Source organism: Janthinobacterium sp. TPC_1, from assembly GCF_056037845.1.
In genome coordinates this window covers 1,081,725-1,107,102 of the sequence record NZ_CP195157.1, presented here as the reverse complement: position 1 = coordinate 1,107,102, position 25,378 = coordinate 1,081,725, and the positions used below count along the sequence as shown (strand labels likewise).

Sequence of the window (25,378 nt, the reverse complement as noted above, 5' to 3'; positions counted from 1 at the left end):
CCCATTGCTGGAAGCTCTCCCCCCTAAGAACCGTGCGTGCGACTTTCACCGCACACGGCTCAAGCATAATAAAAGTCCCTATGCAGGGACCGGCTTCGCAACGTGTAAATCGTTTGCGTGCACATTTATATGGCAATTTGGGTGCAATAATACGCGATTTCCAAGGGCGTCGGAACCACCTGCCACACGGTGTTCTATGTGGTGATCATGCCATCCGGTTTCCATGTTCATCTCGTATCCACACAAAGCGCACAAGCCACGTTGGTCGAGGTAGAGCTTGGCCCACTCGCGCCGGTAAGACATGTTTTTCAACATGCGTTCCTGCCGAAGGGTTTCGCCGTACAGTTCCCATTGCGGATCGTAGGGGTGATAGCCGCCCTTGATCTTCGTGTGACGCAGAATCGCTGTACCTGGTAACGAGTACAGTTCCTTCATGGCCTTATTGCCATTCTTTGTGACAACGTTCGCTGCAAACATCCGATTTCCACTCTCGGTTGGGCGCCAGTATCGGTCGCGTATCCAACTGTCGGTTTTCTTCGGATGCCTGCGCATGGCCCAGCGACGAAGCCGCCAGTACAGCAGCGACTCCATCGTCGAAAACGCCTCTTTGGCGACTACAGGGCTGTGATATTGCGCCCAGCCCCGCAGCATGGGGTTCAGCAATCGAATGAGATTCTCCTGTTTCGCCCCGATGTTTTCGCTGATCGTCTTCCTCAGCTTTTCATAGAACGCTTTCATGTTCTTCTTACTTGGCTTGATGAGCAGTGTCCCGGAATATTTTCGGAAGTTCCACCCCAGGAAGTCGAAGCCCTCATCGATGTGCACGATCTTGGTTTTGGCACTGGACAGTCGCAATCCTCTGACTGCAAGAAATGCTTCGATCCAAGGTTTGATTTCCGTCTCCAGCAATTCCTTCGATCCACTGGTAACGACAAAATCGTCCGCATATCGCACGACACCGACTTTGAGCTTGCCTGCCTTTGACTTGCGAATTTCGCACCGAGGTGCGCAATCAGTTCAGTCTCCAGGCCGTTCAACGTCCAATTCGCAAGGGCAGGGCTGATGATGCCGCCCTGTGGCGTTCCAGCTGTGGTTGCCATCAATTGCTTCCGGTCAACTACCCCGGATTTCAGCCATTTAGACAGGATCAACTTATCCATGAAGACATTGTCGACCAGCCATTGATGGTTGATATTGTCGAAAAAACCTTCGATATCCGCATCCAACACCCAGGTTGCCGAGACTTTCCGGCAGGTCTGGAGAAAAATTTGCGACATCGCGTCGGCCGTTGAGCGATTTTTGCGAAACCCGTATGAGTTGGGATCACTCAGCGTTTCCAAGATCGGATCCAAGGCCAACAGGTGAAGTGCCTGCATCGCCCGGTCCCGCATGGTAGGGATGCCCAGTGGGCGCATCTTTCCATTTGACTTGGGAATAAAGACCCTCCGTAATGGCAGGGGCCGATAGCCTTGTTTCTTCAACTGCGCAATGGCAGCGAACTTCTGCGTTGCTGAATCCCACAACTGCTGGTCCACGCCTGCGGTTCGTTTGCCTTGATTCTCTGTCACTCGTTTGACTGCCAGCGCTTTCGCGCTGAACGAGTGGGTTAGCCACCTTTGCAGCGCTTTCGCCCTGCGCCAGTCGCCTTCCTGTGTAGCCTTCGTTAATCGATGCTGCATGGCTCTCACGTTGCGTTGTACGAGCCGCCAGTTGATGGCGACCCATTCAGTAGGCACGTGCGAGGACGCAGAACCGGCAAGACTGCTAGCGGTTACTTTCATGCTGAGCCTCGTGTAGTTGTTCCGACGAGACACAGCGCACCCCGAAGGGTGAGCTGCATCCCTTCGGGGTGGTTGAAAATGATGACTGCCTGGAGCCAGTACAGTCGTATGACGACTATTACACCAGATGGAAGTGGGCACCCTTTCAGGCCGGGACAAATCTTGAATCCCTATCCGGACCATTACAGCCCGGCATTAGCTTTCTCCATCCTCCTCTACCCGCTCCCCCAAGGGCGTGCCTTGCGGTTTGCTTGCCGCTATCTCGGTTCTTTGATCGAGCGGCAGGGAATCGGGCTTACCACGTTCCCAACGATATCGACGCGACAACTACATCGCGACTGGCTGTTTAGGGCCCATCTTTCCCCCGGTGGCTGAATGACGACGTATCCCCAGAATCCACGGAGATAACCGGCCACATACCGTTTGGTTTAGGCCTGCCAGCAGCTTTGGCCTATTAATATTTACGAGGGTTCAAACGATGGTTCACATAACATTGCCCTTGCAGCACTCACCTAGCCCCTGGACCGCATCGCTGCTCGCAGTCTCCAGCCAGGCGTTCGCACGCCGGGCTGCCGGAAAAGAATGGGGGTACGTTGTCCCTGAGGCTTTGCACCCCGCCGTTACCGGCGACGCACACTCAAGTAGGTGACAGATGGTCGTACATCCGGTCATGGCAGCAGTTGCAACACTGAAGCATGACAAGATATCGAAGAGTTTCACTCGGGTATGACTCAGCTGAGAGAAAACCGAGTCTTGCAGAGAACTGTTGAAATATAGAAAATTGTAAGCAAATGTAAAATATCCACAAGCTTTGCAAATAAACTACAGTTTCAATGTTTTATGTAAACAAAACAGGCAAAGGAATAGCGACTCGCCGGTGATTCGGCGGGCGTATAAGACTGACAAGGCACCTTCTCGTAGCGTGTCTTGTCTTGCTAAGAATGGGTACTCCGGGGAGCCCCTCACTGTTTTATCACTGGTAAACCAGGGATTTGCCTGCGCAGTTCCTGCGCTGCTAGCCGTTACTGCTACGTTGCGACCGGGGCCAGCTACCCGAGCTTTAAGGCGTGTCGCACAGATTCCCATATAATAAGGGATTCAAATCAAAAAATCGCCTGTCAATGGTGCTTGCCCCTTCCAATTCATGAGCTGGTTTTCGGCCTCCCCCCCTTCGCAGCGCTGGGCTTTCGCCATCAGCGCGCTCGTCGCCGCCACGACGGTGCCTGTCCACGCCCAGAAAGCGCCGCGCCCGGTTCATGTGGAAGATCCCGACGCGCCTACCGTCATGACGGCGAACAGCATGAGCGGGCGGCCGGAAAGGGAGCTCAATCTCGATAAAAATGTCGTGATCGAGCGCGGAAAAACCACAAAAATGACGGCCGATACAGCTTGTTACAAACAAGTTGAAGATCAGTTCGATGCCGAAGGCCATATCAAGATGTGGCGTTTCGGCGATTACTACACGGGTGACGTCCTGAAGCTGAACATGGAGACCGGCAAGGGTTTCCTGCTCAATCCCACGTACCGCTTCGAATTGGGCGGCGGCCAGGGCAAGGCCGAGCGCATCGACTTCATCAACCCTGACGAAGCCAACGTCATCGATGGCACGTACAGTACCTGCGAAGGGCCGAATCCGGACTGGTACCTGAAATCGAGCACCTTGAACCTCGATGCGGGCCGCGACGTGGGCACCGGCAGCAAGACCATCATCTATTTCAAGGACGTGCCGATCCTGGGTACGCCGGGCATCTCGTTTTCGCTGTCGGGGGCGCGCCGCTCGGGCTGGCTGGCGCCTACGCCGGGCTTTGCCTCGAAGAATGGTTTCGAGCTGCTGATGCCGTATTACCTGAACATCGCGCCGAACCGCGACCTGACCCTGTACCCGCGCTACATTCAGCGGCGCGGCATCCAGCTCGGTGCGACGGGCCGCTACATGGGCGAAACGGATGCCGGTTTGTACGGCGGTGAGACATCGTTTGAGTTCTTGCCTAACGACAAGCAAACCAAGACCAACCGCTACATGATCAAGTCCAAGCACGAGCAGGCACTGGCCAAGGGCTGGACTTACAGCTGGGATCTGCGCGAGGCGTCCGACAATAATTATCCGAACGATTTTTCGAAAACCGTCGCCACCGCCACCGAGCGCCAGTTGCTGCGCGAATTGCGCACCGATTACCGCACCGAGGACTGGAGCCTGACGGCGCGCGTGCAGAATTACCAGGTGCTGCAGGATCCCGACGCGGTCAACAATCCCAGCCTGACTGTCACGCGTCCGTATGACCGCTTGCCAGCGGTGAACTTCCACGCTGGCAAATACGATGTCTGGGGCGGCTTCGACTGGACCTTCGACGCGGAAGCGACGCGCTTCTCGCACCCGACCCTGGTGCAGGGTTCGCGCCTGGTGGCCGTGCCGCAAGTGAGTTTTCCCATCATGCGCCCTGGCTATTTCGTCACGCCCAAGCTGATGCTCAATGCCAGCGCGTATCAGCTCGATAATGACGCCAGGACCAAGGCGCTGTTCCCATCGACCTCGTTTACGCGCGCCGTGCCGACCTTCTCGGTCGACAGCGGCCTGGTGTTTGAACGCGACACGAATCTGTTTGGCGCCAAGGGGGGTACGCAGACCCTGGAGCCGCGCCTGTTCTATGTCTACACGCCGTACCGCGACCAGTCGCAGTTTCCGAATTTCGATACGGCCGACGGCACGTTCAACCTGACGCAGATCTTCACGGAAAACCGTTTTGTCGGCAGCGACCGCATCGCCGATGCCAACCAGGTCACGGCGGCTGTTGTCTCGCGCTTCCTGCAGTCGGATGGCACCGAACGCATGCGCCTGACCTTCGGCCAGCGTTTCTATTTTGCCGACCAGCGCGTGCAGCTCAATTCGACCACGCCCGTGAACCAGTCGCGCTCGGATATCCTGCTGGCCGCGACGGGCCGTGTGTCCGAGACTTGGACCGTCGACAGCCTGGTGCAGTACAATCCCAGCGATCGCCGTTTGATGAGCTACAACTACAGCTTGCAATATCAGCCCGGTGCCAAGAAAGTATTGAATTTCAGCAATCGTTTCCAGCGTGGCAGTTTGCGCAATGCGGAAGTGTCGACGCAATGGCCGTTGACGGACCGCCTGTATGGCGTGGGCCGCATCAGTTACTCCTTGCTGGACCGACGCATGCTGGAAAGCCTGGTTGGCCTGGAATACAAGGGCGATTGCTGGGTCTTCCGCATGGGAGCACAGCGTTTCGTGACGACGGCCAATACTGTTTCGACGCCGATCTTCTTCCAGCTGGAATTGACGGGCTTGTCGAATGGCCTGGGTCTGGGCGCGAATGGCCTGGAAACTTTTACAAAAACCATCCCTGGTTACCAGACATTGAGCCAGCCACTCCGTTAAGATAGGCACCGTTGCCGCCGCCGGTGTTCCCGGCGCTGGCACAAACCGGTTTTTTTATTCACCTGAACTCATGAGCGCTCTACACATTATGCGTAATGCCAGTATGCACCAACTCAAAATTGCAACGGTTTTGTTGTGCGCCATTTCCGGCGCCACGACCAGTAGTGTCTGGGCGCAACAGGCTGCGCCAGCTCCTGCGGCCCAGCCCGCTGCCGCGGCCGCCGCGCCGGTCAAGGGGTTCACGCCACCGGCCTCGAGCAGTGGCCAGACCATCGACTCCATCGCCGTGGTCGTCAATGACGATGTGATTACGCGCAATGAAGTGGCGGCCCGCATCAAGAGCGTGGAGCAGCGCATGAAGGCGCAGAACGTGCCCTTGCCCGATCCTGCCGACCTGCGTCGTCAATTGCTGGAACGCATGATTGTTGAGCGCGCACAAATGCAGTTGGCCAAGGAAATGGGCGTCCGCGTGGATGACCTGACCCTGGACCGCGCGATCGGCCGTATTGCTGAACAGCAAAAAATGACGGTGCAAGAGCTGCGCAACCAGATGGAAAAAGAAGGCACGCCGTTTGCGACCTTCCGCGAAGAAATCCGCGACGAAATCATCATGCAGCGCCTGCGCGAGCATGAAGTCGACGCCAAGATCCAGATTTCCGATTCCGAAGTGGATAACTTTCTGGAAGCGGAAAAAGCGGCCGCCAGCGAACAGGTGGAACTGAACCTGGCGCAGATTCTCGTGCGCATCCCGGAAAATTCCAGCCCTGAACAGATCGCCGCGCGCCGCGCGCGCGCCGAAGAAGTCAGCCCGCCAGCTGCGCACGGGCGCCGATTTCGCCAAGATGGCCGCCACGTATTCCGACGCCAGCGATGCGCTGAGCGGCGGCGATATCGGCTGGCGCCATAGCGACCGCGTGCCGCCCCTGTTCACGGAACAGTTGCTGAAATTGAAGCCGGGCCAGATCACGCCTATCATCAAGAGCAATACGGGCTTCCATATCCTGAAGCTGGTGGACCGCCGCAGCGCGGCCGAGGCGCAAGCCGTCGCTGCCGTGCAGCAGACGCATGCCCGCCACATCCTGCTGAAAATAACGCCGACCCTGTCGGCGGCCGAAGCCAAGCGCAAGTTGCTGGAATTGAAAGAGCGTCTCGATAACAAGGCCGCCAAGTTCGAAGACCTGGCCCGCTTGTTCTCGAACGACGGTTCGGCGGCCAAGGGCGGCGACCTGGGCTGGCTGTATCCAGGCGACACCGTGCCGGAATTCGAAACGGCGATGAATGCGCTGAAACCGGGCGAAGTGAGCCAGCCGATCGAATCGAATCGAGCTTTGGCTTCCACCTGATCGAAGTGCTGGAACGCAAGAGCGACGACGTTTCGAAAGAGAAACAGCGCGCCGCCGCACGCAATGCCTTGCGCGAACGCAAGCTGGAAGAAGCGACGGAAAACTGGGCGCGCGAAGTGCGCGACCGTGCCTACGTCGAATTCCGCGCGGACGACCAGTAATGCTGCTGATTCATTGCGCATGAGTAACTTGCCCCTTGCACGCCGCCCGGCCATCGCCATCACGTGCGGCGAACCGGCCGGTGTCGGCCCGGAAATCTCCATACGCGCGGCCTGGGCCATGCGCAATGAAGTCAACTGCATCCTGCTGGGCGACGCCGCCTTCCTGGCGCTGACGGCCAGCCTGATCGACCCGGACATCCGCCTGGCGGCGCTGTCGCTGCAAGCCGTGCGCAACAGCGGCCTGCCCCAGTTCGGCCCCGGCCGCTTGGCCGTGATCGATATTCCCACCGTCAATAATGTCATCCCTGGCGTGCTGGACAAGGAAAACGGGCGTTCCGTGCTCGCCACCCTGGACGCGGCCGTGGAAGGCATAGCCGCCGGCTGGTTTGGCGCCATGGTCACGGCGCCCTTGCAAAAGAGCACGATCAACGACGCGGGCGTGGCTTTTTCCGGCCATACGGAATACCTGGCAGAAAAAACCGGCACGCCGCAGGTGGTCATGATGCTGGCCGGCGAACCGGGCCATGGCGAACCGACCCTGCGCGTGGCGCTGGCCACCACGCATCTGCCCTTGAAGGACGTGTCCGCTGCCATTAACATGGACAGCCTGGCCGTCACGCTCGATATCATTCAGCTTGATCTACAACAGAAATTCGGCATCGCCGCGCCGCGCATCCTCGTTACCGGCCTGAACCCGCACGCGGGCGAAGGGGGGTATCTGGGCCGCGAGGAAATCGATGTCATCGCGCCGGCGATTGCCGCGGCGCAAGCGCGCGGCATTGATGCGCGCGGACCGTATCCGGCTGACACCTTGTTCCAGCACAAATACCTGGCGGATGCCGATTGCGTGCTGGCCATGTACCACGACCAGGGCTTGCCCGTGCTGAAATACGCCACCTTCGGGCGCGGCATCAATGTCACCCTGGGCTTGCCGCTGATCCGCACCTCGGTCGACCACGGCACGGCGCTGGACCTGGCCGCGCAAGGGCTGGGGCTGGCCGATTGCCACAGCATGGAGCACGCCCTGCAAACGGCGCTCGACATGCTGCGCGCCAGCACCCGCGCCTGATATCCACCGGTCTTACCCCGCTACACCGCCTCTAGAATAGAAAAACAGAATATGAAACACGTTGCCCGCAAACGCTTTGGCCAGAACTTCCTGCATGACCGCTTCGTCCTCGACGACATCACGGCCGCCATTGCGCCGCAGGCGGACGATGCAATGGTCGAGATCGGCCCCGGCCTGGGCGCCATGACGGAGCAGCTGCTGCGCCATTTGAAACAGATGCATGTGGTCGAGCTGGACCGCGATCTGATCGTGCGCCTGGAAAAGACCTTCAATCCGGCCAAGCTGACGATCCACTCGGGCGATGCGCTGAAGTTTGATTTCGCGCAAATCCCCGTGCCGGCCGGCCAGAAGCTGCGTATCGTGGGCAACTTGCCGTACAACATATCCAGCCCCCTGCTGTTCCACCTGGCGGACTTCGCGCCGCTGGTGAAAGACCAGCATTTCATGCTGCAAAAGGAAGTGGTCGAGCGCATGGTGGCCGAACCGGGCAGCAAGGCGTATGGCCGCTTGTCCGTGATGCTGCAATGGCGCTATGACATGTCGCTGCTGTTCATCGTGCCGCCGACGGCCTTCGACCCGCCGCCGAAAGTGGAATCGGCCATCGTGCGCATGATTCCCGTGGCCGAGCGCCTGGCCTGCGACCAGGCCACGCTGGAAGCGGTGGTCATGAAGGCTTTCTCGCAGCGCCGCAAGGTAATCCGCAACTGCCTGGCCGGGATGTTTACGGAAGAGCAGATCAAGGCGGCCGGCATCGACCCGACCCTGCGTCCGGAAACCGTGGGGCTGGAGCAGTATGTGGCGCTGGCAAATCTGTTGAAGGCGCCCGCCTAAGCCCCAGGTTTAACTTAAAACCACTGGTCGACCTGCTGCAGATCCTGCCGCAGGGCCGAAAAACAGTCGTCCACATGGTGGTTGCGGCTGATTTCATTGCGCCGCATCAAGGCGATCTTGCGCTTGCACGTGGGCTGGCGCAGCGGTGCCACGTGCAAGTCCTCGTCATTGAGGAAGGTCGTGTACAGGCTGGGCATGATGCCCACGGCGATGCCCGCGCGCACCACGCCATACAGCGACTCGCTGTGTATCATCTGGTACAGGTTTGAGGGGCTCAGGCCATGCTGGCGCAGCGCGCTCGAGGCGAACTCCCAGATGCTGCCCTTGGTAAACACGACGATTTCCTGGCCCGCCAATTGCTCCCAGCGCACTTCCTTGAGCGGCGCCAGCGCATGGCGTCCCGCCGTCACCAGCACACCAGCTCGTCTTCGAACAGGCCCACGCTTTCCAGCGAGACGGAACCGGGCACCTCGATGCCCACGCAAAAGTCCAGCTGGCCCGAATGCAGCGCGTGCAGCAAGCCATCGTTGGGCATGTCCGACAGGACGATTTCCACTTCATCGCCATGCTGCTCGCAGTAGCGCGCCACCACGACGGCCGTCATCGCCATGGCCGAGGGGATGGCGCCGATGCGGATGCGATGCCGGCCGCTGCCGATGGCGCGCTGGATATCGGCAAAGGTATTGCTGGCTGTATTCAATAAATGCGTGGCGTATTCGAGCGCCAGCTTGCCTTCGCGCGTCAATTCCAGCTGGTGGGTTGTGCGGTTAAACAACTTTTTTCCCAGTTGATTTTCCAGCAGCTTGATCGATGCGCTGAGGGCCGGCTGGGTCACGCACAATTCCTGTGCAGCCTTGCTGAAGCTGTTTACCCGGGCTAGGGTAGCAAACGCTTGCAAATGTCGTAAGGAAATTTTCTTGCTCAGTTCATGCATGGGCGTTGCTTATTAGAAAAAGTAATGGATTTATAAAAATAAACAAATTTTCTTATCCCGCAATTTACCATATTCTGGACTGGTCTTTACTTGTCTTGAAAGCAACAATCTTCAGGGGAAGCGCCTGGAATGCGGCGCCGGCCCTGGCGGGCGGTGCATCAGGCAAGGGACGCAGCAATAAAATAATTCCAAAAAAACTCAGGGTTTCTTCTTTTTAGGGTGGCGGCGATGAACAAATGGATGACGGGAACGATGGTAGTGGGGGGCTTGCTGGCGGCGCAGGGCGCGGCGCAGGCGCAAAGCAGCGTGCAAGTGTATGGCTTGCTGTCGGCCGGTATCGGCTATGTGTCGGACGAGGGTAACGGCAGCCGCACGCATGCGCTGAGCGGCACGAACCAGAATCCCCGCATCGGTTTCCGCGGCCAGGAAGACCTGGGCGACGGCACCAAGGCCATCTTCGTGCTGGAAAACGGTTTTAATGTGATGTGATGACGGGCACGGCATCGCAAAGCGGCCGCCTGTTTGGCCGCCAGTCGTATGTGGGCCTGTCCAGCAACGACAAGGGTACGCTCACCCTGGGCCGCCAGTACGAAGCCGTCAAGGACTTGCTGGGCCCGGTGGTCATCGCCAGTAACGGCGTGCACATCGGCGACAACGACAATGGCTACAACAACCTGCGCGTGCAAAATGCCGTCAAGTACGTCAGCCCGAACATCAGCAACCTGTCGTTCACGGGCTTGTATGGTTTCAGCGAAAATCCGGAAGACTCGAACCGCAACCGCGTCTACAGCATGGGCGCCGGCTACAAGGTCGATGCCTTCAGCTGGGCCGTCGCCTACACCAAGATGGACCGTCCGAACAGCCCCGATGCGCCGAATGGCGCCATCGGCAATGACTATGCCAGTTCCCTGTTGATTTTCAACAAGAGCGCCGTCAAGGGCGCGGGCGTGGACAGCCAGGCCATCGCCGGCACGGGAGGCTTTTATAATGTGGGCAAGACCAAGTTTGGCGCGCTGTACACCAATGTGCGCTACCACTACCTGGATCAAAGCAATCTGACCCTGCAAAACGTGGACTTGAACGTGAATCACAAGCTGACGGAAGCGCTGAACCTGGGCGCGTCGTATTTCTTTACCACCGGAAAATATGACGTGATCAACAAGACGCCGAAATGGCATCAGGTCAACTTCCAGGCCGATTACTTCCTGTCCAAGCGCACCGACGTCGCCGTCACCTGGAGCTACCAGAAAGCGGCCGGCGATGCGACGTTCGCCCGCGTGTTCGGCTTCGGCGCCTCGGGCGGCAAGACGCAAAGCGTCCTGATCGTCGGCATGCGACATTATTTCTGATTCTGATTCATCTTTACAGGCGCTGTCCCGCAGCGCCGCCCCCTGAAAGGAAGCATCTTGAAAAAGCACCTCATGTTGGCGTTGAGCCTAGGCTTGCTGGCTAACGCCGCCCACGCGGAAAAACGCGAGCTGGTCATCATTTCGGCCTACCCGATTGCCCAGCCCTTGTTCATGAAGTATGTGTACGAGCCGTTCAAGGCCAAATGCGGTTGCGATATCAAGGTGGAAACGGGGAATAACGCGGACCGCATCGCCAAGCTGGTGGTGCACGCCAAGAACCCGGTGATCGACCTGGTGCTGCTGTCCGATTCCGGCATGCTGGAAGCGGCGCAGAAGGGCGTGATCCAGCCCATGGATTACTCCAAATTGAGCAATTACAAGGCCCTGTACGACGTGGCGAAAAACCCCATCGGCGGCAACTACGCCGTCGGCTACACGCTGTACTCGGTCGGCCTGGTGTACCGCAGCGACAAGATCGCCCCGCTGACGTCCTGGAAGGACCTGTGGCGCCCCGAACTGAAGGGCCGCGTGGCCTTCCCCGATGTGAGCACCACGCAGGGCCCCTTGATGCTGCGCATGGCCGATGCGGCCTGGGGCGGCAAGACGGACGACTACGCCACGGGTTTTGCCAAGATCGTCGGCATGAAGGGCAACGTCGTCACGTTCTCGAAAAACAGCGCGCAGCTGGCGGCATTGTTCGCACAGGATGAAATCTGGGCCGCACCCGTGGCGCGTTTTACCTGGTCGCAAATGCTCAAGACGGGCCTGCCCCTGAAGTGGAGCATCCCGGCCGAAGGCCAGGCGGCCGGCATGAACGTGATGGGCATCGTTGCCGGTTCGAAGAATGCGGATCTGGCCTATCAGCTGATGGATTTCTGGCTGTCCAAGGAAGTGCAGACGCAGCTGGCGACCAACCTGGTCGACTCGCCCGTCAACAAGGACGTGCGCCTGTCCGTGGCGGCCGCGCAATTCAACACCTATGGCGCCGACCAGATCAGCTCGCTGAAATTCGTCAAACCGGAAACCATCATCAAGCAGCGCAGCAACTGGATGACGCAGTGGAACAAGGCCATGAGCAAATAGTGGTGACGAGGAGAAAACACCATGTTTGCTGATCCAAAAAAGCGCCTGGGACTGCTGCTGGTCCTGCCGGCGCTGATCTTTATCGTCGTCTGCTTCCTGCTGCCCGTGCTGGCCTTGCTGGTCGACGCCTTCCGCGTCGGCGACGGCATGCAGTGGGGTGTCGACCGCTTCATTGAATTCTTTTCGCAGGAATTCAACCGCACCATCTTCTGGCGCACCTTGCGCATCGCAGCGCTGGTGACGCTCGCCTCCGTCATCCTCGGCTACCCGGCCGCGCAAGCCGTGGCACGCGTGTCGCCGAAGTGGCGCGGCCTGGTGGTCGGCATGATGATCCTGCCGCTGATGGTCTCGCCGATCGCGCGGACCTACGCCTGGATCGTCTTGCTGGGCCGTAACGGCGCCGTCAACGCGGCGCTCGTCAACATGGGTTTCACGGACGAGCCGCTGCGTTTGCTGTTCAGCGAGTTCGCCGTATTTGTCGGCCTGCTGCAATTGCTGCTGCCGCTGATGCTGATGTCGCTGGCGGGCGCGCTGGAAAACCTGCCGCGCGACGTGGAACCGGCCGCGGCGACTTTGGGCGCGAATCCATGGCAAGTGTTCTGCAAGGTCACCCTGCCGCTGACGCAGGAAGGCCTGGTGGTCGGTGGCACGCTGGTGTTTACGGGCTGCGTGACGGCCTACGTGACGCCGGCCCTCTTGGGCGGCACCAAGGTGCTGATGCTGGAAACGCTGCTGTACCAGAAGGTCAGCGTGGAAAGCGATTTCGGCGCGGCGAACGTCATCGCCGTCATCCTCGTCTGCATGACTTTGCTGGTCAACGCCGGCCTTAAACGTATTTCCTCGAGCCGGAGTTCCGTATGAAAGAAAGTGTCTTCTCGCGTGCCGTCCTGTGGCTCGTGTTCCTGTTCCTGCTGGGGCCTTTCGCCATCGTCGTGCTGGCCGGTTTTAGCGGCGGCGAAACGCTGGCGTTCCCGCCCGAGTCGTATTCGCTGCGCTGGATCCTCGAAGTGTGGTCGGCGCCCGAATTCCGCCGCGCCTTCCAGACCACCAGGGAAATCGGCCTGATCGCCACCGTCATCGCGCTGTTGCTGGGCATCCCCGTCGCGTATGCGTTTTCGCGCATGCCGCCGCCCGGCATCGGCGCCATCCGGCAAATCCTGACGTCGCCGCTGATCATTCCCGCCATCCTCGTCGGCCTGGGCTTGCTGCACCACCTCGTGCTGACCATCAATGCGCCCGTCTACGTGGGCCTGCTGATCGGCCACATCGCGCTCTTGATTCCGTATTCGGTGCGCGTCGTGTACGCCAGCCTGGTGAATCTGCGCGTGGATATCGAGGATGCGGCCATCACCCTGGGCGCGTCGCGCTTGCGCGCGTTCTTCATGATCGTGCTGCCGAATATCCGCAACGCCGTGATCGCCGCCTTCTTCCTCGCCTTCGTCACCTCGTTCAACCAGGTGCCCGTCTCGCTGTTCCTGACGGGCCCCGGCATCAGCACCTTGCCCATCGAGATGCTGGGGCATATGGAAAACAGCTTCGATCCGTCGATCGCTGCCCTGTCGACCTTGCTGGTCTTGTTCACCATGGCCTTCGTGATGGTGACCGAGAAGGTGCTGGGCATTTCTAAATACATGTAAGAGGCAATACACGATGAGTTATCTGGAACTGCACAAGCTGAACCTCGGCTACGCCAAGAACACGACGTCCGTGAAAGACCTGGACCTGCACGTCGAGCAGGGCGAACTGATTTCCCTGCTGGGCCCCAGCGGCTGCGGCAAGACCACCACCATGCGCGCCATCGCCGGCCTGATGCCGCTGCAGTCGGGCCGCATCGTGCTCGATGGCCGCGAAATCGGCAAGCTGGCGCCGAATAAACGCAATATCGGCATGGTGTTCCAGTCGTATGCGCTGTTCCCGCACTTGAATGTATACGACAACATCGCTTTCGGCTTGCGCCTGCGCAAGGTTGCACCAGCTTTGCTGAAAACCAAGGTGGAAGCCGTGATCGCCGCCGTCGGCCTGACCGGTTTTGAAACGCGCTTGCCGGCGCAGATGTCCGGTGGCCAGCAGCAGCGCGTGGCGCTGGCGCGCGCCATCGTCGTCGAGCCGGCCCTGCTGCTGCTCGACGAGCCGCTGTCGAACCTGGACGCCAAGCTGCGCGTGCAGATGCGCGCCGAGCTGCGCCGCATCCAGCGCGAACTGGGCATCACCATGCTGTACGTGACGCATGACCAGGAAGAAGCGCTGGCCCTGTCCGACCGCATCGTCGTCATGAACGGCGGGCGCATCGAGCAGCTGGCGGCGCCGGAAGCCGTGTTCAATACGCCGTCGACGCGTTTTGTGGCCAACTTCATGGGTTTTGAAAACCTGTTCGACTACCGCGACGGCGCGCTGCACCACGCGGGCGCCAGCTTGCCATACACGTCTCCCGTCGCTGCCGGCACCACGGTGCTGGGCTGGCGTCCGGACAAGGTGCGCGTCTGCGCGCCCGATGACGCGGCGGCTCACTACCCGGGCACCGTGCTGGCGCGCGGCTTCCTGGGCGACACCGTCGAATACCTGCTGCAAACCCCGCTGGGCCAGGTCAAGGGCATTTGCGCGGCCGGCGGCGCCGCCTGGCGCGAAGGCACTGCCGTGTCGTTCGTGCTGCCGTCCGACAGCGCCCTGTGCCTGGCCGCCTAACCTCGACTGGAAACCACCATGACCCAAGCCTTGAAAAAGATCTGGCTCGACACCGATCCCGGTTTCGACGACTGGCTGACGATGTTGCTGCTGGGCAGCAATCCCGACATCGAGTGGCTGGGCGTGAGCGTGGTGGCGGGCAATGCGCCCGTCGACATCACCTACGACAATGCCTTGCGCATCAAGGCCCATGACGGTTTGACGGTGCCCATCTACCGCGGCTGCGAAGAACCGCTGGCCGGCGTCATCGAAACGGCGCAGCGCATCCTCGGCGACAGCGGCATGCCGACGACGGGCGACATCCTGCCGCCTGGCGCCGCCAGTGACGCTTTCGGCCACGCCGTCGACGCGCTGATCGCCGCCGTGCGCGCAACCCGGGCCAGATCACCATCATGGCGATTGCGCCGATGACGAACCTGGCCACGGCCTTGACGCGCGCCCCCGATATCGCGGAAAAAATCGTCGAAATCATCCTGATGGGCGGCTCCACCGACCAGGGCAACCATACGGCGGCGGCCGAATTCAATATCTACGCGGACCCGGAAGCGGCCGCCCAAGTCTTCCAGGCCGGCATCCCGCTGCGCATGTTCGGCCTGAACCTGTGCCGCCAGCTCCTGGTGACGAATGCGGAAGTGGCACGCCTGCGCGCCATCGCCACGCCGCGCGCCCTGCGTCTGGCCGGCTACCTGGAAGCGTACGTGCGCATCCGCAGCAGCGACGGCTCCGTGCCCATGCCCATGTACGACCCGGTGGTGGCCCTGTACCTGGAAGCGCCGCAGCTGTTCCAGTTCCAGAGCGCCCACGTGGCCATCGAATTGACGGGCGAACTGACGCGCGGCATGACGGTGTGCGAATTCCGCGTGCCGCGCCGCGCCGCCATCAACACGCAGGTGGCGATGCTGGCCGATGGACCGGCCGCCATCGAGCGCCTGATGCGCCGCCTGGCCGCCATTCTCGTCTGACCTTTTATCCACTAACGAAGCGAGCTTCATGAGTAACCCTGCCGACACCCTGCCTGCCCTGAGCATCGAACAGTTTTTACGCGCCATGCCCAAGGTGGAACTGCATTGCCACCTGTTCGGCACGGTGCGCCAGGCTACTTTCCGCGCGCTGGCCGCCAAGACGGGCAATGTCGTCACTCCCGAGGAAATCGACGCGTTTTACACGCGCGGCGACAAGCCCGTCGGCGTGCTGCGCGTGCTGCGCGCGCTCGACGCGCACCTGATCGTCTCGCCGACGGACCTGTATTGCCTCGCCTACGAATACCTGGAAGACGTGCATGGCCACGGTGTGCGCTATGCGGAGTTCTTCTGGAACCCAACCGGCACCGTGCGCGTCTCGGGCATCCGTTACGAATCGGCGCAGGACGCCATCGTGGCCGCCATCCGCGACGCGCAGCGCGACTTCGGCGTGATCGGCCGCCTGATCCCCAGCATCGACCGCGAAGCGGCTCCTGCCGAAGCCGTGCAGATGGTGGAATGGATGAAGGCCTACCGCGCGCCGGAAGTGATCGGCATCGGCATCGACTACCGCGAAAACGACCGCCCGCCCGAGCTCTTCATCGAGGCCTACCGCGCCGCGCGCGCCGCCGGCTTCAAATGCACGGCGCACGCGGGAGAGTTCGGCATGCCGTGGATGAACGTGGCGACGGCGATAGACGAATTGCAGGTGGACCGGGTCGACCATGGCTACACGATTGTTGATAATCCTCAATTGGCGCAGCGCTGCGTGGAGCGCGGCCTGGTGTTTACCGTGGTGCCGACCAATTCGTACTATCTGCGCACCCTGGCGCCCGAGCGCTGGGCGCTCGACCACCCGATCCGCGCCATGGCCAAGCTGGGCCTGAAGCTGCATCCGAACACGGACGACCCGACCCTGCACCACGTGACGCCGACGGGCGCCTGGATGATGATGCGCGAATTCGGCTTCGGCCTCGATGACATGCGCGGTTTCATGTTGAATGGCCTGGACGCGGCCTGGATCGACGAGTCCACGCGGCGCGACTGGCGCGCGGAATTTGCGCGAGAATTCGACGCGCTGCGCGCAAGAGTCGCCGAGTAGATCAGGCCGACGCCGGTGGTGGGGCCAGCAGCGAGGGAAACGCCCGCTGCGGGCAGCTTTGGCGCTCGCACACCTTGCAGCCCGTGCCGATGGGCGTGGCGCTGGATGGGTCGTGCAAATCGAGTCCCTTCGAATAGATCAGCCGGTGCGCCTGCGAGATGTCGCAGCCCAGCGCCACGGCAAAGGTCTTGCCCGGCGCGCGGAAACCCGGCGACGCCGTGCTGACCTGGCGCGCGATCCACAGGTAGGTGCAGCCGTCGGGCATGCTGGCCACTTGCGTGAGCACCTGGCCCGGATGGCTGAAGGCGTCGTAGACGATCCACAACGGACACGTGCCGCCCACTCTTGAAAAGTGAAAATCCGTGGCCGACTGGCGCTTCGAGACATTGCCCGCGCGGTCGACGCGCACGAAGAAAAACGGCAGTCCCGCCGCCTCGGGGCGCTGCATGGTGCTCAAACGGTGGCACACGGCTTCAAAACCCACGCCGAACTGGTGCGCCAGGCGCTCGATATCGTAGGCACGCGTTTCCGCCGCCTGTAAAAAACGCTGGTAGGGCATCAAGAGGGCGCCGGCGAAATAATTGGAAAAGGCCAGGCGCGCGCCCGTTTGCGCGGCCGCGCCCGAGAGTCCCGCCGCCAGCACCAGGGCGTCGATCAGCTCGCTGTGCTCGAGCAGGCTGATTTGCGCCGCCATCTGGAAGGCGCGCTGGCCGCCCGTCAGGGTGTCGGGCAAAAACAGGATATGTTGTTGCGCATCAAAGCGGTGCTTGCGCACCATGCCCGCGTCGCCATCGGACAAGCGCACCTGGATCCGTGGCGCTCCAGCAAGCGCCCTTGCAGCGCGTCGAGCGTGCGCAGGGACGGATCGAGTTCGCCCGCCACCAGTTCGGCCGCCCGGTCCAGCTCATCGATGTAGTTTTGCCGCCGGTTCAGGTATTCGCGCACTTCCTCGTCCGTGGACGGCGCCGCCGAGCTGGCGCCGCGGCTGCCGTCGTCGAGGCGCGCGGCCAGCGTATCGGCCCGCTCCGCCATCACGCGGTAGCGCCGCTGCAAGAGCAAGATCGAGCGCGCCAGTTCCGGCATGTTTTCCACCAGCATTTTGAGTTCGGCCATCGAGGTGGGCGGCGCGTCGGGCAATTCGCCGAATACGTCGCGCACGTCGGCCACCAGGCTGGCGCTGTCGTGCTCGGAAAAGATTTGCGGATCGACGCCCAGCACCGTGCCGATGCGCAGCAGGATCGGCACCGTCAGCGGGCGCTGGTTGCGCTCCATCTGGTTCAGGTAGCTGGGCGAGATGCCCAGGGCCTTGGCCAGCGCCACCTGCGTCATGCGCCGTTCCTCGCGCAGGCGCTGCAGGCGCACGCCCATGAAAACCTTTGCCATCGCGTTTCCTCTTCCCCGTTTGTGGAATCTGCAAATTTACAATCTTTGCAGATTAACAGATTCAGCTTTGCATTATCTCGCATTTTCACGCCTTGTTTGCGCTGCGGATTGTGCGAATAATGCAAACAGACCTATACCCCCAACGAGGAGACACCGAGTGACCACGCAAACCACAATTCCGACCGTTCCACTGTTGATCAATGGCGAATGGGTTGAATCCCAAACCACCGTCTGGCGCGACGTCGTCAACCCCGCCACGCAGGAAGTACTGGCCAAGGTGCCGTTCGCCACGCCGGAGGAAGTGAACGCGGCCATCGCCTCGGCCCAGCGCGCCTTCAAAACCTGGCGCAAGACGCCGATCGGCGCCCGTGCTCGCATCTTCCTGAAATTGCAGCAGTTGATCCGCGAAAACATGGCCGACCTGGCCGCCACTCTGACGATGGAACAGGGCAAGACCCTGCTGGACGCGGAAGGCGACGTGTTCCGCGGCCTGGAAGTGGTGGAACATGCCGCCAATATCGGCACCCTGCAGATGGGCGAATACGCGCAAAACGTGGCCGGCGGCGTCGACACTTACAGCGTGATGCAGCCGCTGGGCGTGTGCGCCGGTATTACCCCGTTCAACTTCCCCGCCATGATTCCGCTGTGGATGTTCCCGATGGCGATTGCCTGTGGCAATACTTTCGTGCTGAAACCATCGGAGCAAGACCCGCTCGTGACGGAAAAACTCGTGCGCCTGGCCTTGCAGGCGGGCATCCCGGCCGGCGTGCTGAACGTCATTCATGGCGGCGAAGACGTCGTCAATGCCCTGTGCGACCATCCGGACATCAAGGCCATCTCGTTTGTCGGCTCCAGCAAGGTGGGCACGCATGTGTACCAGCGCGCCAGCCTGAACGGCAAGCGCGCGCAATGCATGATGGGCGCCAAGAACCACGCCGTCGTCTTGCCGGATGCTAATAAAGAACAGACCCTGAACCAGTTGCTGGGCGCGGGTTTCGGCGCGGCCGGCCAGCGCTGCATGGCTGCATCGGTGGCCGTGCTGGTGGGCGAGGCGCGCGAGTGGCTGCCGGAACTGTCCGCCAAGGCGCAAACCTTGACGGTGGGCGCGGGCAAGGACAATCCTGACCTGGGTCCCGTGATTTCCTGCGCGGCGAAAGAGCGCGTCTTCAGCCTCGTCGCCAAGGGCATCGAGCAGGGCGCCGTGCTGACCCTCGATGGCCGCGACGTGAAGGTCGATGGCTATCCAAACGGCAACTTCGTCGGCCCGACGATCTTGTCCGGCGTGAAACCCGGCATGGTCGTATATGACCAGGAAATCTTTGGCCCCGTCCTGATCGTCGTCGAAGTCGACACGCTCGATGAAGCGATTGCCCTGGTGAATGCGAATCCGAACGGCAACGGCACGGCCCTGTTCACGCAGAGCGGCGCGGCCGCGCGCTATTTCCAGGAAGAAATCGACGTGGGGCAAGTCGGCATCAACGTGCCGATTCCCGTGCCTGTTCCCCTGTTCAGCTTTACGGGTTCGCGTGGCTCCAAGCTGGGCGACCTGGGTCCGTTCGGCAAGCAAGTCGTGCTGTTCTACACGCAGACGCAGACGATTACCCAGCGCTGGTTTACGGATGCGGCGTCGGTGGGCAAGGTCAACACCACCATCAGCCTCAAGTAAGGAGCCGGACCATGGACTTTGAATTGAGCGACGAACAGCGCGAGTTCCAGCAGGCGGCGCGCGCGTTTGCCGAAGGCGAACTGGCGCCGCACGCGGCCCATTGGGATGCGGAATCGATTTTCCCAGTAGAAACGATTGCCAAGGCGGGCGAGATGGGCTTTTGCGGCCTGTACACGCCGCAGCGCTGGGGCGGCCTGGGCCTGTCGCGCCAGGACGCGGCCATCGTCTTCGAGGAGCTGGCAGGCGGCTGCACCTCGACCACGGCCTACATCACGATCCACAACATGGCCACCTGGATGCTGTCGCGCTGGGGACAGGAAGCCCTGTGCGACGAATGGGTGCCAGCCCTGGCCGCCGGCCAGAAGCTGGCCAGCTATTGCCTGACGGAACCGCAGTCCGGTTCGGATGCGGCATCGTTGCGCACGAAAGCCGTCAAGGATGGCGACTTTTATGTGCTGGACGGTACGAAAGCGTTCATCTCGGGCGCGGGCCAGACGGACATGCTGATCGTCATGGCGAGAACCGGCGGCGAGGGCGCGGCCGGTATTTCCGCCTTTGCCGTGCCGGCGAACTTGCCCGGCATCGTGTACGGCAAGAAAGAAGAAAAGATGGGCTGGAACAGCCAGCCCACGCGCATCATCAGTTTCGACCAGGTAAAAGTGCCTGTCGGTAACTTGCTGGGAGCGGAAGGCGAAGGCTTTGCCATCGCCATGAAGGGCATCGATGGCGGGCGCATCAATATCGCCGTGTGCTCGGGTGGGCACGGCGCAGGCGGCCCTCACGCGCGCGCAAGCGTACATGAAGGAGCGCACGCAGTTCGGCCGCGAGCTGGCCCAGTTCCAGGCCTTGCAGTTCAAGCTGGCCGACATGCTGACGGAACTGGTGGCGGCGCGCCAGATGGTGCGCCTGGCGGCCTGGAAACTCGACCAGGAAAGCCCGGATGCGACGGCGTATTGCGCCATGGCAAAACGTTTCGCCACGGATGTGGGTTTTAATGTGGCCAACGATGCGCTGCAATTGCATGGCGGCTATGGCTACATCCGCGAGTACCCGCTCGAGCGCCACGTGCGCGACACGCGGGTACACCAGATCCTGGAAGGGACGAATGAAATCATGCGCCTGATCGTCGCGCGAGCGATTCTGAAAGATGGCGCCACGGAGACCTTACGATGACTAAAGTGTATACAAATTTATTGCTGGAACGCCGTGGCCACACGGCCCTGGTGACCCTCGACAACCCGCCCGCCCATACCTGGACCCTGGCCAGCCTGAACGCGCTGAAAGAGCTGGTGGCCGACCTGAATGCGGACGCCGACGTGTACGCGCTGGTGATCACGGGCGGCGGTGCCAAGTTCTTTTCGGCCGGCGCCGACCTGAACGTGTTTGCCGACGGCAACAAGGACACGGCGTTCGCCATGGCCGCCGCCTTTGGCGAGGCCTTCGAGGCGCTGTCCGCGTTCCGCGGCGTCAGCATCGCTGCCATCAATGGCTATGCCATGGGCGGCGGGCTCGAATGCGCGCTCGCTTGCGACATCCGCATCGCCGAGGAACATGCGCAGATGGCCTTGCCGGAAGCGTCCGTCGGCTTGCTGCCGTGCGCGGGCGGCACGCAGCATTTGCCGTGGCTGGTGGGCGAAGGCTGGGCCAAGCGCATGATTTTATGCGGCGAACGGGTCGATGCGGCCAAGGCCCTGGCCATCGGCCTCGTCGAGGAAGTCGTGCCAACCGGCAAGGCTGCCGCCACGGCGCTGGCGCTGGCGGCCAAGGTGGCGCGCCAGAGCCCCAGCAGCGTGACGGCGTGCAAGACCCTGATCCAGGGCGCGCGCAGCCATCCGCTCGTCGATTCCCTGCCCGATGAACGTACCCTGTTCCTGGGCTTGTTCGATACGCAAGACCAGAAAGAGGGCGTGCAGGCGTTCCTGGAGAAACGTCCGGCGGAGTGGAAGAATGGCTGAGACCGTTAATATTGTTGAAACTGTGAAAATCGAGGAACGCGACTGTCCCGGCGGCATGAAGCTGGGCGTCATCACCCTCGACGCGCCAAAGTCCTTGCATGCGCTGACCCTGGACATGATACGCGCCATCGATGGCGCCCTTGTGCGCTGGGCCAGTGACTCTGCCATCGCCTGCGTGGTGCTGCAATCGTCAACGGACAAGGCCTTTTGCGCGGGCGGCGACGTGCGCAGCCTGCGCACGGCCATCGTCGAGCAGCCCGGTGTCGTGCCGAACCCGCAGGCGCTGGCCTTCTTTGCCGAGGAATACCGGCTCGACCACCGCATCCATACGTATGCGAAACCGCTGCTGGTGTGGGGCGGCGGCATCGTCATGGGCGGCGGTCTGGGCCTGATGGCCGGTGCCAGCCACCGTGTCGTGACGGAAAGCACGCGCATCGCCATGCCGGAAATCACCATCGGCCTGTTCCCCGACGTGGGCGGCAGCTGGTTTCTGGGCCGCATGCCGGGCCGCAGCGGCCTGTTCCTCGGCTTGACGGGCGCACCGATGAACGCGGCCGACGCGCTGTTTGCGGGCCTGGGCGACTATTTCCTGCGCCAGGAAGAGCGGAACATGGTGCTCGACGCGCTGGCGCTGGCGCAATGGCAAGTGGATGCGCCCGCGAACCACCAGCAGCTAAACCGCTTGCTGCGCGGCTTCTCGGCTCCCGCATCCATGCTGCCCGTCTCCGAAGTGCGCGCCAACTTCGACGCCATCGCGGCGCTGACGCAAGCGCCCACCTTGGCCGAAGTGGTGGTTGCCATCGCCGCGTATGACGGCGATTCGGCCTGGCTGCAAAAGGCAGCCCACTCGCTGGACAAGGGCGCGCCCACTTCGGCCGCCCTGGTCTGGGCCATGCGCGAACGCACGCGCCATCTGAGCCTGGCGCAAGTGTTCCAGCTGGAACTTATTGTCGCCGTGCAATGTTGTGCCCATGCAGACTTCAGCGAAGGCGTGCGCGCCTTGCTGATCGACAAGGACAACGCGCCGCAATGGCAGCCGGCCAGCCTGGCCGAGGTCAGCGCAGCGTATCTGGATGAATATTTCAATGCGCCGTGGAGCACGCATCCTTTGGCGGATCTGCATTAAAAGAACAACAGGAGATATTTACCATGCAACATATCGCATTTATCGGCTTGGGCAACATGGGCGCGCCGATGGCCCGCAACCTGGTGGCCGCCGGCTTCCACGTGTCCGTGTTCGACCTGGCGCCGGCGGCTGTGGCGTCGCTGGTCGAGGCGGGCGCCACGGCGGCCGCGTCCGCCAGTGCGGCCGTGCAGACGGCGGACGCCGTCATCACCATGCTGCCGGCCAACAAGCACGTGCAGGAGCTGTACCTGGCGGCCGGCGGCGTGCTGGACTCGGCCAAGCCGGGCGCCCTGTTCATCGATTGCAGCACCATCGCCGCCGACGTGGCGCGCCAGGTGGCGCAGGCGGCCAGCGAGCGCGGCTTTGCCATGATCGATGCGCCCGTCTCGGGTGGCACGGCGGGCGCGGCGGCCGGCACCCTGACCTTCATCGTCGGCGGCAGCGAAGCGGCCTTGCAGCAGGCGCGGCCCCTGCTGGAAAAGATGGGCAAGAATATCTTCCATGCGGGCGAGGCGGGCGCGGGCCAGGTGGCGAAGATTTGCAACAACATGCTGCTGGGCATTCTGATGGCGGGCACGGCCGAGGCGCTGAACCTGGGCGTGGCGCATGGCCTCGATCCGAAAGTGTTGTCCGACATCATGGCCAAGAGCTCGGGCCGCAACTGGACCCTGGAAGTGTACAACCCGTGGCCCGGCGTCATGGACGGCACGCCCGCTTCGCGCAATTACACGGGAGGCTTCGGCACGGCGCTGATGCTGAAGGACCTGGGGCTGGCGCAGCAGTCGGCCTTGTCGGCGAATGCGCCCACGCCCCTGGGCGGGCTGGTGCGGCAGCTGTACCAGATGCATGCGCAAGCCGGCTATGCGCAGCAGGATTTCTCCAGCATCGTGCAGATGCTGCAGCCGGGCTTGAATAAACCCGTTTGAGGAATTCTGGGCAAAAAAAAGCCCGCTGGTAAAAGCGGGCTAAATCCAATTCTTGGAAGAGTTGGAGGAGACAGATGCATTATGCTGCATCGCCACATATAACTCCAATTTATCTTTGGAATATCAAATATAGATTTCCATGATATCTCTTCCCGGTAGCCGCGCAGCGGCTACCGTTGCCGCAACTTAGGCCGGATTGCAGACGATCTTCACCGTCGTCACATTCGCTTCGCCCATGGTGCCTTTTTCTGTACCTGGCACCAGGTCGCACTTCAGCCCCTTAGGCTGGGTTTCGGAGACGCTGATGCCATAGGTCTCGCCATAGGCGACGGAGCCGTTCATGGTAAAGGTCGTGGCGTCCTTGGCCACCGTTGTTGTCGTACTGCCGTTAATCAGCACGAGGCCCTCAACGGTCAGGCCGGAAATCGTGCCGCCCACGGTATATCGGTTTTGCGAGCAAGTAACAGCGGCGCTGATATTGATGTAATGACCAGCCGACCCGGAACCACCGCTGATGCCGCAAGTCATGTGGGCCGGTTGTTGCTTGAAGGTGATGTTGTACTCGGTGCCGTAGTCGATGCGCTTTTTAAAGGTAAACGAGGTCTTGCCGGCTTCAATCGAGAGGTCCTCGCCGCCATTGGCCAGGATCAGTCCTTCATTGTTCAAGCCGGAGATCGTGCCGCTGACATCGTACGAGGCCTTGCCGCCGCAAGCGGCCAGTCCCAGGGTCAGCAGCAGTGCGGCCAGTGGGCAAGCAAGCAGGATAACTTCATGTAATTCTCCAAAAAATAGGTGACGGATCGCAAGGATTACTGCGGCGTGCAGTCAAGTGTGGCCGCGGTCGTGGCGGCAGAACCCATCGTGCCGACCGTATCGCTGGCGTCGGCACTCTTTGAACCCTGGAAGCGGCACGTCAGGCCAGTTGGCTGAGTCAGTATGGAAATACCATATGCGGCGCCGTCATTAACGCTGAATTCGTAGGTGGTGGCGCCAGTCAGTGGGCTGATGCCGTTGGGGCCCATTACCAGGCGCAAGCCGTCGGCGCTCAAGCCCGTGATGGCGCCTTTCAGCGGGTAGGAGTTGGTCTTGCAGCTTACGACTGCCGTGCTCACGGAATAGCTCGATGCCTTGCCGACGCCATTGGCAATGGTGCAAACGGCGCCCTTGGGCTGTTCCGCGATGGTGATGTCGTAGCGGTCATCGGTCTTGAGCAGCTTGGTGAAAACAAACTGGCCCTGACCCGCGGGGATTGCCAAGCGTTCCCCGTCATTCACGAGAATCAGGCCGTTCTTGGCCAGGTCGCTCACTGTGCCTTGCAGATACAGGTTGCCGCCGCTGCCGCCGCAGGCTGCCAGTGTGACGGCGCAAGCCGCCGCCAGCATCGAGCGCAGGTACAAATTTTTCATACATTCTCCAAAACGAATTAGGTTGGGTAGCGCAACGCGGACGCTGGCGCCGCATTGGAATGGCGCCTATTTTAGTCTATCTGGCAAGCTGGATGACCTTGCCTTGTATCACCCTGTAACAATTTTTCGCCCGGAAGCGTTGGCCCGGCCCCATTTCACGGGGGCGCAGCCATGCCGGCGGCGGCGATCGGTGCGACAATAGCTACACCCTGCGCACCGTGACGCAGC

General features: G+C 61.4%; 20 protein-coding genes and 4 pseudogenes. 17 read left to right on the top strand and 7 right to left on the bottom strand.

Annotated elements, in window-relative coordinates; translation table 11 throughout:
- Positions 1–78: 78 nt before the first annotated feature.
- Positions 79–1,781: pseudogene (gene ltrA / locus ACQVLG_RS05465) on the bottom strand (group II intron reverse transcriptase/maturase).
- A gap of 1,144 nt (positions 1,782–2,925) precedes the next feature.
- On the opposite strand from ltrA, the gene ACQVLG_RS05460 reads away from it, so the two are divergent.
- The 4 genes and pseudogenes from ACQVLG_RS05460 to rsmA all read left to right on the top strand — a co-directional run bounded on the left by ACQVLG_RS05460 (position 2,926) and on the right by rsmA (position 8,579).
- Positions 2,926–5,175, top strand: a complete 2,250-nt coding sequence (locus ACQVLG_RS05460; RefSeq protein ID WP_230539185.1) for an LPS-assembly protein LptD — start codon at positions 2,926–2,928, stop codon at positions 5,173–5,175.
- Positions 5,176–5,263: 88 nt separating this feature from the next.
- A pseudogene (locus tag ACQVLG_RS05455) lies at positions 5,264–6,679 on the top strand (peptidylprolyl isomerase).
- 19 nt (positions 6,680–6,698) lie between these two features.
- Positions 6,699–7,748, top strand: a complete 1,050-nt coding sequence (gene pdxA, locus ACQVLG_RS05450; RefSeq protein ID WP_474293285.1) for a 4-hydroxythreonine-4-phosphate dehydrogenase PdxA — start codon at positions 6,699–6,701, stop codon at positions 7,746–7,748.
- A 51-nt stretch (positions 7,749–7,799) separates the two neighbouring features.
- Positions 7,800–8,579, top strand: coding sequence for a 16S rRNA (adenine(1518)-N(6)/adenine(1519)-N(6))-dimethyltransferase RsmA (gene rsmA, locus ACQVLG_RS05445; RefSeq protein ID WP_152250684.1), 780 nt, complete (start codon positions 7,800–7,802; stop codon positions 8,577–8,579).
- Positions 8,580–8,593: 14 nt separating this feature from the next.
- Here the strand turns inward: rsmA and ACQVLG_RS05440 are convergent, their stop codons facing one another.
- Positions 8,594–8,995, bottom strand: a complete 402-nt coding sequence (locus ACQVLG_RS05440; protein WP_474293282.1) for a LysR family transcriptional regulator substrate-binding protein — start codon at positions 8,993–8,995, stop codon at positions 8,594–8,596.
- Positions 8,986–9,513 carry a LysR family transcriptional regulator gene (locus tag ACQVLG_RS05435; RefSeq protein WP_474293280.1) on the bottom strand — a complete coding sequence of 176 codons (528 nt, stop codon included), beginning with the start codon at positions 9,511–9,513 and terminating at the stop codon, positions 8,986–8,988. Before ACQVLG_RS05435 ends, ACQVLG_RS05440 begins: the two co-directional genes overlap by 10 nt.
- 240 nt (positions 9,514–9,753) lie before the next feature.
- Between ACQVLG_RS05435 and ACQVLG_RS05430 the strand changes: the two are divergent.
- From ACQVLG_RS05430 to ACQVLG_RS05395, 8 genes and pseudogenes are all read left to right on the top strand, one after another.
- Positions 9,754–10,862, top strand: a pseudogene (locus tag ACQVLG_RS05430) (porin).
- Between the two features lie 57 nt (positions 10,863–10,919).
- Positions 10,920–11,945 carry an ABC transporter substrate-binding protein gene (locus ACQVLG_RS05425; protein ID WP_474293278.1) on the top strand — a complete coding sequence of 342 codons (1,026 nt, stop codon included), beginning with the start codon at positions 10,920–10,922 and terminating at the stop codon, positions 11,943–11,945.
- A 21-nt stretch (positions 11,946–11,966) separates the two neighbouring features.
- The gene (locus tag ACQVLG_RS05420; RefSeq protein ID WP_474293276.1) at positions 11,967–12,806 is read left to right on the top strand and encodes an ABC transporter permease; all 840 of its coding nucleotides are present in this window, start codon (positions 11,967–11,969) and stop codon (positions 12,804–12,806) included.
- On the top strand, positions 12,803–13,582 hold the full coding sequence (locus tag ACQVLG_RS05415) for an ABC transporter permease (protein ID WP_474293275.1): 780 nt from the start codon (positions 12,803–12,805) through the stop codon (positions 13,580–13,582). The genes ACQVLG_RS05420 and ACQVLG_RS05415 overlap by 4 nt, the downstream gene beginning before the upstream one ends.
- 13 nt (positions 13,583–13,595) lie before the next feature.
- Positions 13,596–14,627, top strand: coding sequence for an ABC transporter ATP-binding protein (locus ACQVLG_RS05410; protein WP_474293273.1), 1,032 nt, complete (start codon positions 13,596–13,598; stop codon positions 14,625–14,627).
- 18 nt (positions 14,628–14,645) lie between these two features.
- Positions 14,646–15,038 (top strand): nucleoside hydrolase, encoded by a 393-nt coding sequence (locus tag ACQVLG_RS05405; protein ID WP_474293271.1) that lies wholly within the window; start codon positions 14,646–14,648, stop codon positions 15,036–15,038.
- A complete protein-coding gene (locus ACQVLG_RS05400; protein ID WP_474293270.1) occupies positions 15,020–15,589 on the top strand; it encodes a nucleoside hydrolase in 570 nt (189 codons plus the stop codon). Before ACQVLG_RS05405 ends, ACQVLG_RS05400 begins: the two co-directional genes overlap by 19 nt.
- Positions 15,590–15,617: 28 nt before the next feature.
- Positions 15,618–16,688 carry an adenosine deaminase family protein gene (locus tag ACQVLG_RS05395; protein ID WP_474293268.1) on the top strand — a complete coding sequence of 357 codons (1,071 nt, stop codon included), beginning with the start codon at positions 15,618–15,620 and terminating at the stop codon, positions 16,686–16,688.
- A gap of 1 nt (position 16,689) precedes the next feature.
- Here ACQVLG_RS05395 and ACQVLG_RS05390 read toward each other — a convergent pair whose 3' ends face one another.
- Entirely contained in the window at positions 16,690–17,493 is an 804-nt protein-coding gene (locus ACQVLG_RS05390; RefSeq protein ID WP_474293266.1) for a helix-turn-helix domain-containing protein, read from the bottom strand.
- Positions 17,406–18,071, bottom strand: coding sequence for a helix-turn-helix domain-containing protein (locus ACQVLG_RS05385; RefSeq protein WP_474293264.1), 666 nt, complete (start codon positions 18,069–18,071; stop codon positions 17,406–17,408). The genes ACQVLG_RS05390 and ACQVLG_RS05385 overlap by 88 nt, the downstream gene beginning before the upstream one ends.
- 157 nt (positions 18,072–18,228) lie before the next feature.
- On the opposite strand from ACQVLG_RS05385, the gene ACQVLG_RS05380 reads away from it, so the two are divergent.
- The 5 genes and pseudogenes from ACQVLG_RS05380 (at position 18,229) to mmsB (ending at position 23,744) form a co-directional block, all read left to right on the top strand.
- The gene (locus ACQVLG_RS05380; protein WP_474293262.1) at positions 18,229–19,737 is read left to right on the top strand and encodes a CoA-acylating methylmalonate-semialdehyde dehydrogenase; all 1,509 of its coding nucleotides are present in this window, start codon (positions 18,229–18,231) and stop codon (positions 19,735–19,737) included.
- Between the two features lie 11 nt (positions 19,738–19,748).
- Positions 19,749–20,910, top strand: a pseudogene (locus ACQVLG_RS05375) (acyl-CoA dehydrogenase family protein).
- Entirely contained in the window at positions 20,907–21,692 is a 786-nt protein-coding gene (locus ACQVLG_RS05370; RefSeq protein WP_230539172.1) for an enoyl-CoA hydratase, read from the top strand. Before ACQVLG_RS05375 ends, ACQVLG_RS05370 begins: the two are co-directional and overlap by 4 nt.
- On the top strand, positions 21,685–22,818 hold the full coding sequence (locus tag ACQVLG_RS05365) for an enoyl-CoA hydratase/isomerase family protein (protein ID WP_474293260.1): 1,134 nt from the start codon (positions 21,685–21,687) through the stop codon (positions 22,816–22,818). The genes ACQVLG_RS05370 and ACQVLG_RS05365 overlap by 8 nt, the downstream gene beginning before the upstream one ends.
- Before the next feature lie 23 nt (positions 22,819–22,841).
- The gene (gene mmsB / locus ACQVLG_RS05360) at positions 22,842–23,744 is read left to right on the top strand and encodes a 3-hydroxyisobutyrate dehydrogenase (protein ID WP_230539170.1); all 903 of its coding nucleotides are present in this window, start codon (positions 22,842–22,844) and stop codon (positions 23,742–23,744) included.
- Between the two features lie 186 nt (positions 23,745–23,930).
- Here mmsB and ACQVLG_RS05355 read toward each other — a convergent pair whose 3' ends face one another.
- Both ACQVLG_RS05355 and ACQVLG_RS05350 read right to left on the bottom strand, forming a co-directional pair.
- Entirely contained in the window at positions 23,931–24,410 is a 480-nt protein-coding gene (locus ACQVLG_RS05355; protein WP_474293259.1) for a hypothetical protein, read from the bottom strand.
- A 143-nt stretch (positions 24,411–24,553) separates the two neighbouring features.
- On the bottom strand, positions 24,554–25,150 hold the full coding sequence (locus tag ACQVLG_RS05350; RefSeq protein WP_230539168.1) for a hypothetical protein: 597 nt from the start codon (positions 25,148–25,150) through the stop codon (positions 24,554–24,556).
- Positions 25,151–25,378 lie beyond the last annotated feature (228 nt).

Bases quoted from the DNA above. Each gene is read 5' to 3' on its own strand.
- ACQVLG_RS05460 (WP_230539185.1), top strand. From the start codon at position 2,926: ATGAGCTGGTTTTCGGCCTCCCCCCCTTCGCAGCGCTGGGCTTTCGCC.
- pdxA (WP_474293285.1), top strand. From the start codon at position 6,699: ATGAGTAACTTGCCCCTTGCACGCCGCCCGGCCATCGCCATCACGTGC.
- rsmA (WP_152250684.1), top strand. From the start codon at position 7,800: ATGAAACACGTTGCCCGCAAACGCTTTGGCCAGAACTTCCTGCATGAC.
- ACQVLG_RS05435 (WP_474293280.1), bottom strand. From the start codon at position 9,513: ATGCATGAACTGAGCAAGAAAATTTCCTTACGACATTTGCAAGCGTTT.
- ACQVLG_RS05420 (WP_474293276.1), top strand. From the start codon at position 11,967: ATGTTTGCTGATCCAAAAAAGCGCCTGGGACTGCTGCTGGTCCTGCCG.
- ACQVLG_RS05415 (WP_474293275.1), top strand. From the start codon at position 12,803: ATGAAAGAAAGTGTCTTCTCGCGTGCCGTCCTGTGGCTCGTGTTCCTG.
- ACQVLG_RS05410 (WP_474293273.1), top strand. From the start codon at position 13,596: ATGAGTTATCTGGAACTGCACAAGCTGAACCTCGGCTACGCCAAGAAC.
- ACQVLG_RS05405 (WP_474293271.1), top strand. From the start codon at position 14,646: ATGACCCAAGCCTTGAAAAAGATCTGGCTCGACACCGATCCCGGTTTC.
- ACQVLG_RS05400 (WP_474293270.1), top strand. From the start codon at position 15,020: ATGGCGATTGCGCCGATGACGAACCTGGCCACGGCCTTGACGCGCGCC.
- ACQVLG_RS05395 (WP_474293268.1), top strand. From the start codon at position 15,618: ATGAGTAACCCTGCCGACACCCTGCCTGCCCTGAGCATCGAACAGTTT.
- ACQVLG_RS05385 (WP_474293264.1), bottom strand. From the start codon at position 18,071: ATGGCAAAGGTTTTCATGGGCGTGCGCCTGCAGCGCCTGCGCGAGGAA.
- ACQVLG_RS05370 (WP_230539172.1), top strand. From the start codon at position 20,907: ATGACTAAAGTGTATACAAATTTATTGCTGGAACGCCGTGGCCACACG.
- ACQVLG_RS05365 (WP_474293260.1), top strand. From the start codon at position 21,685: ATGGCTGAGACCGTTAATATTGTTGAAACTGTGAAAATCGAGGAACGC.
- mmsB (WP_230539170.1), top strand. From the start codon at position 22,842: ATGCAACATATCGCATTTATCGGCTTGGGCAACATGGGCGCGCCGATG.
- ACQVLG_RS05350 (WP_230539168.1), bottom strand. From the start codon at position 25,150: ATGAAAAATTTGTACCTGCGCTCGATGCTGGCGGCGGCTTGCGCCGTC.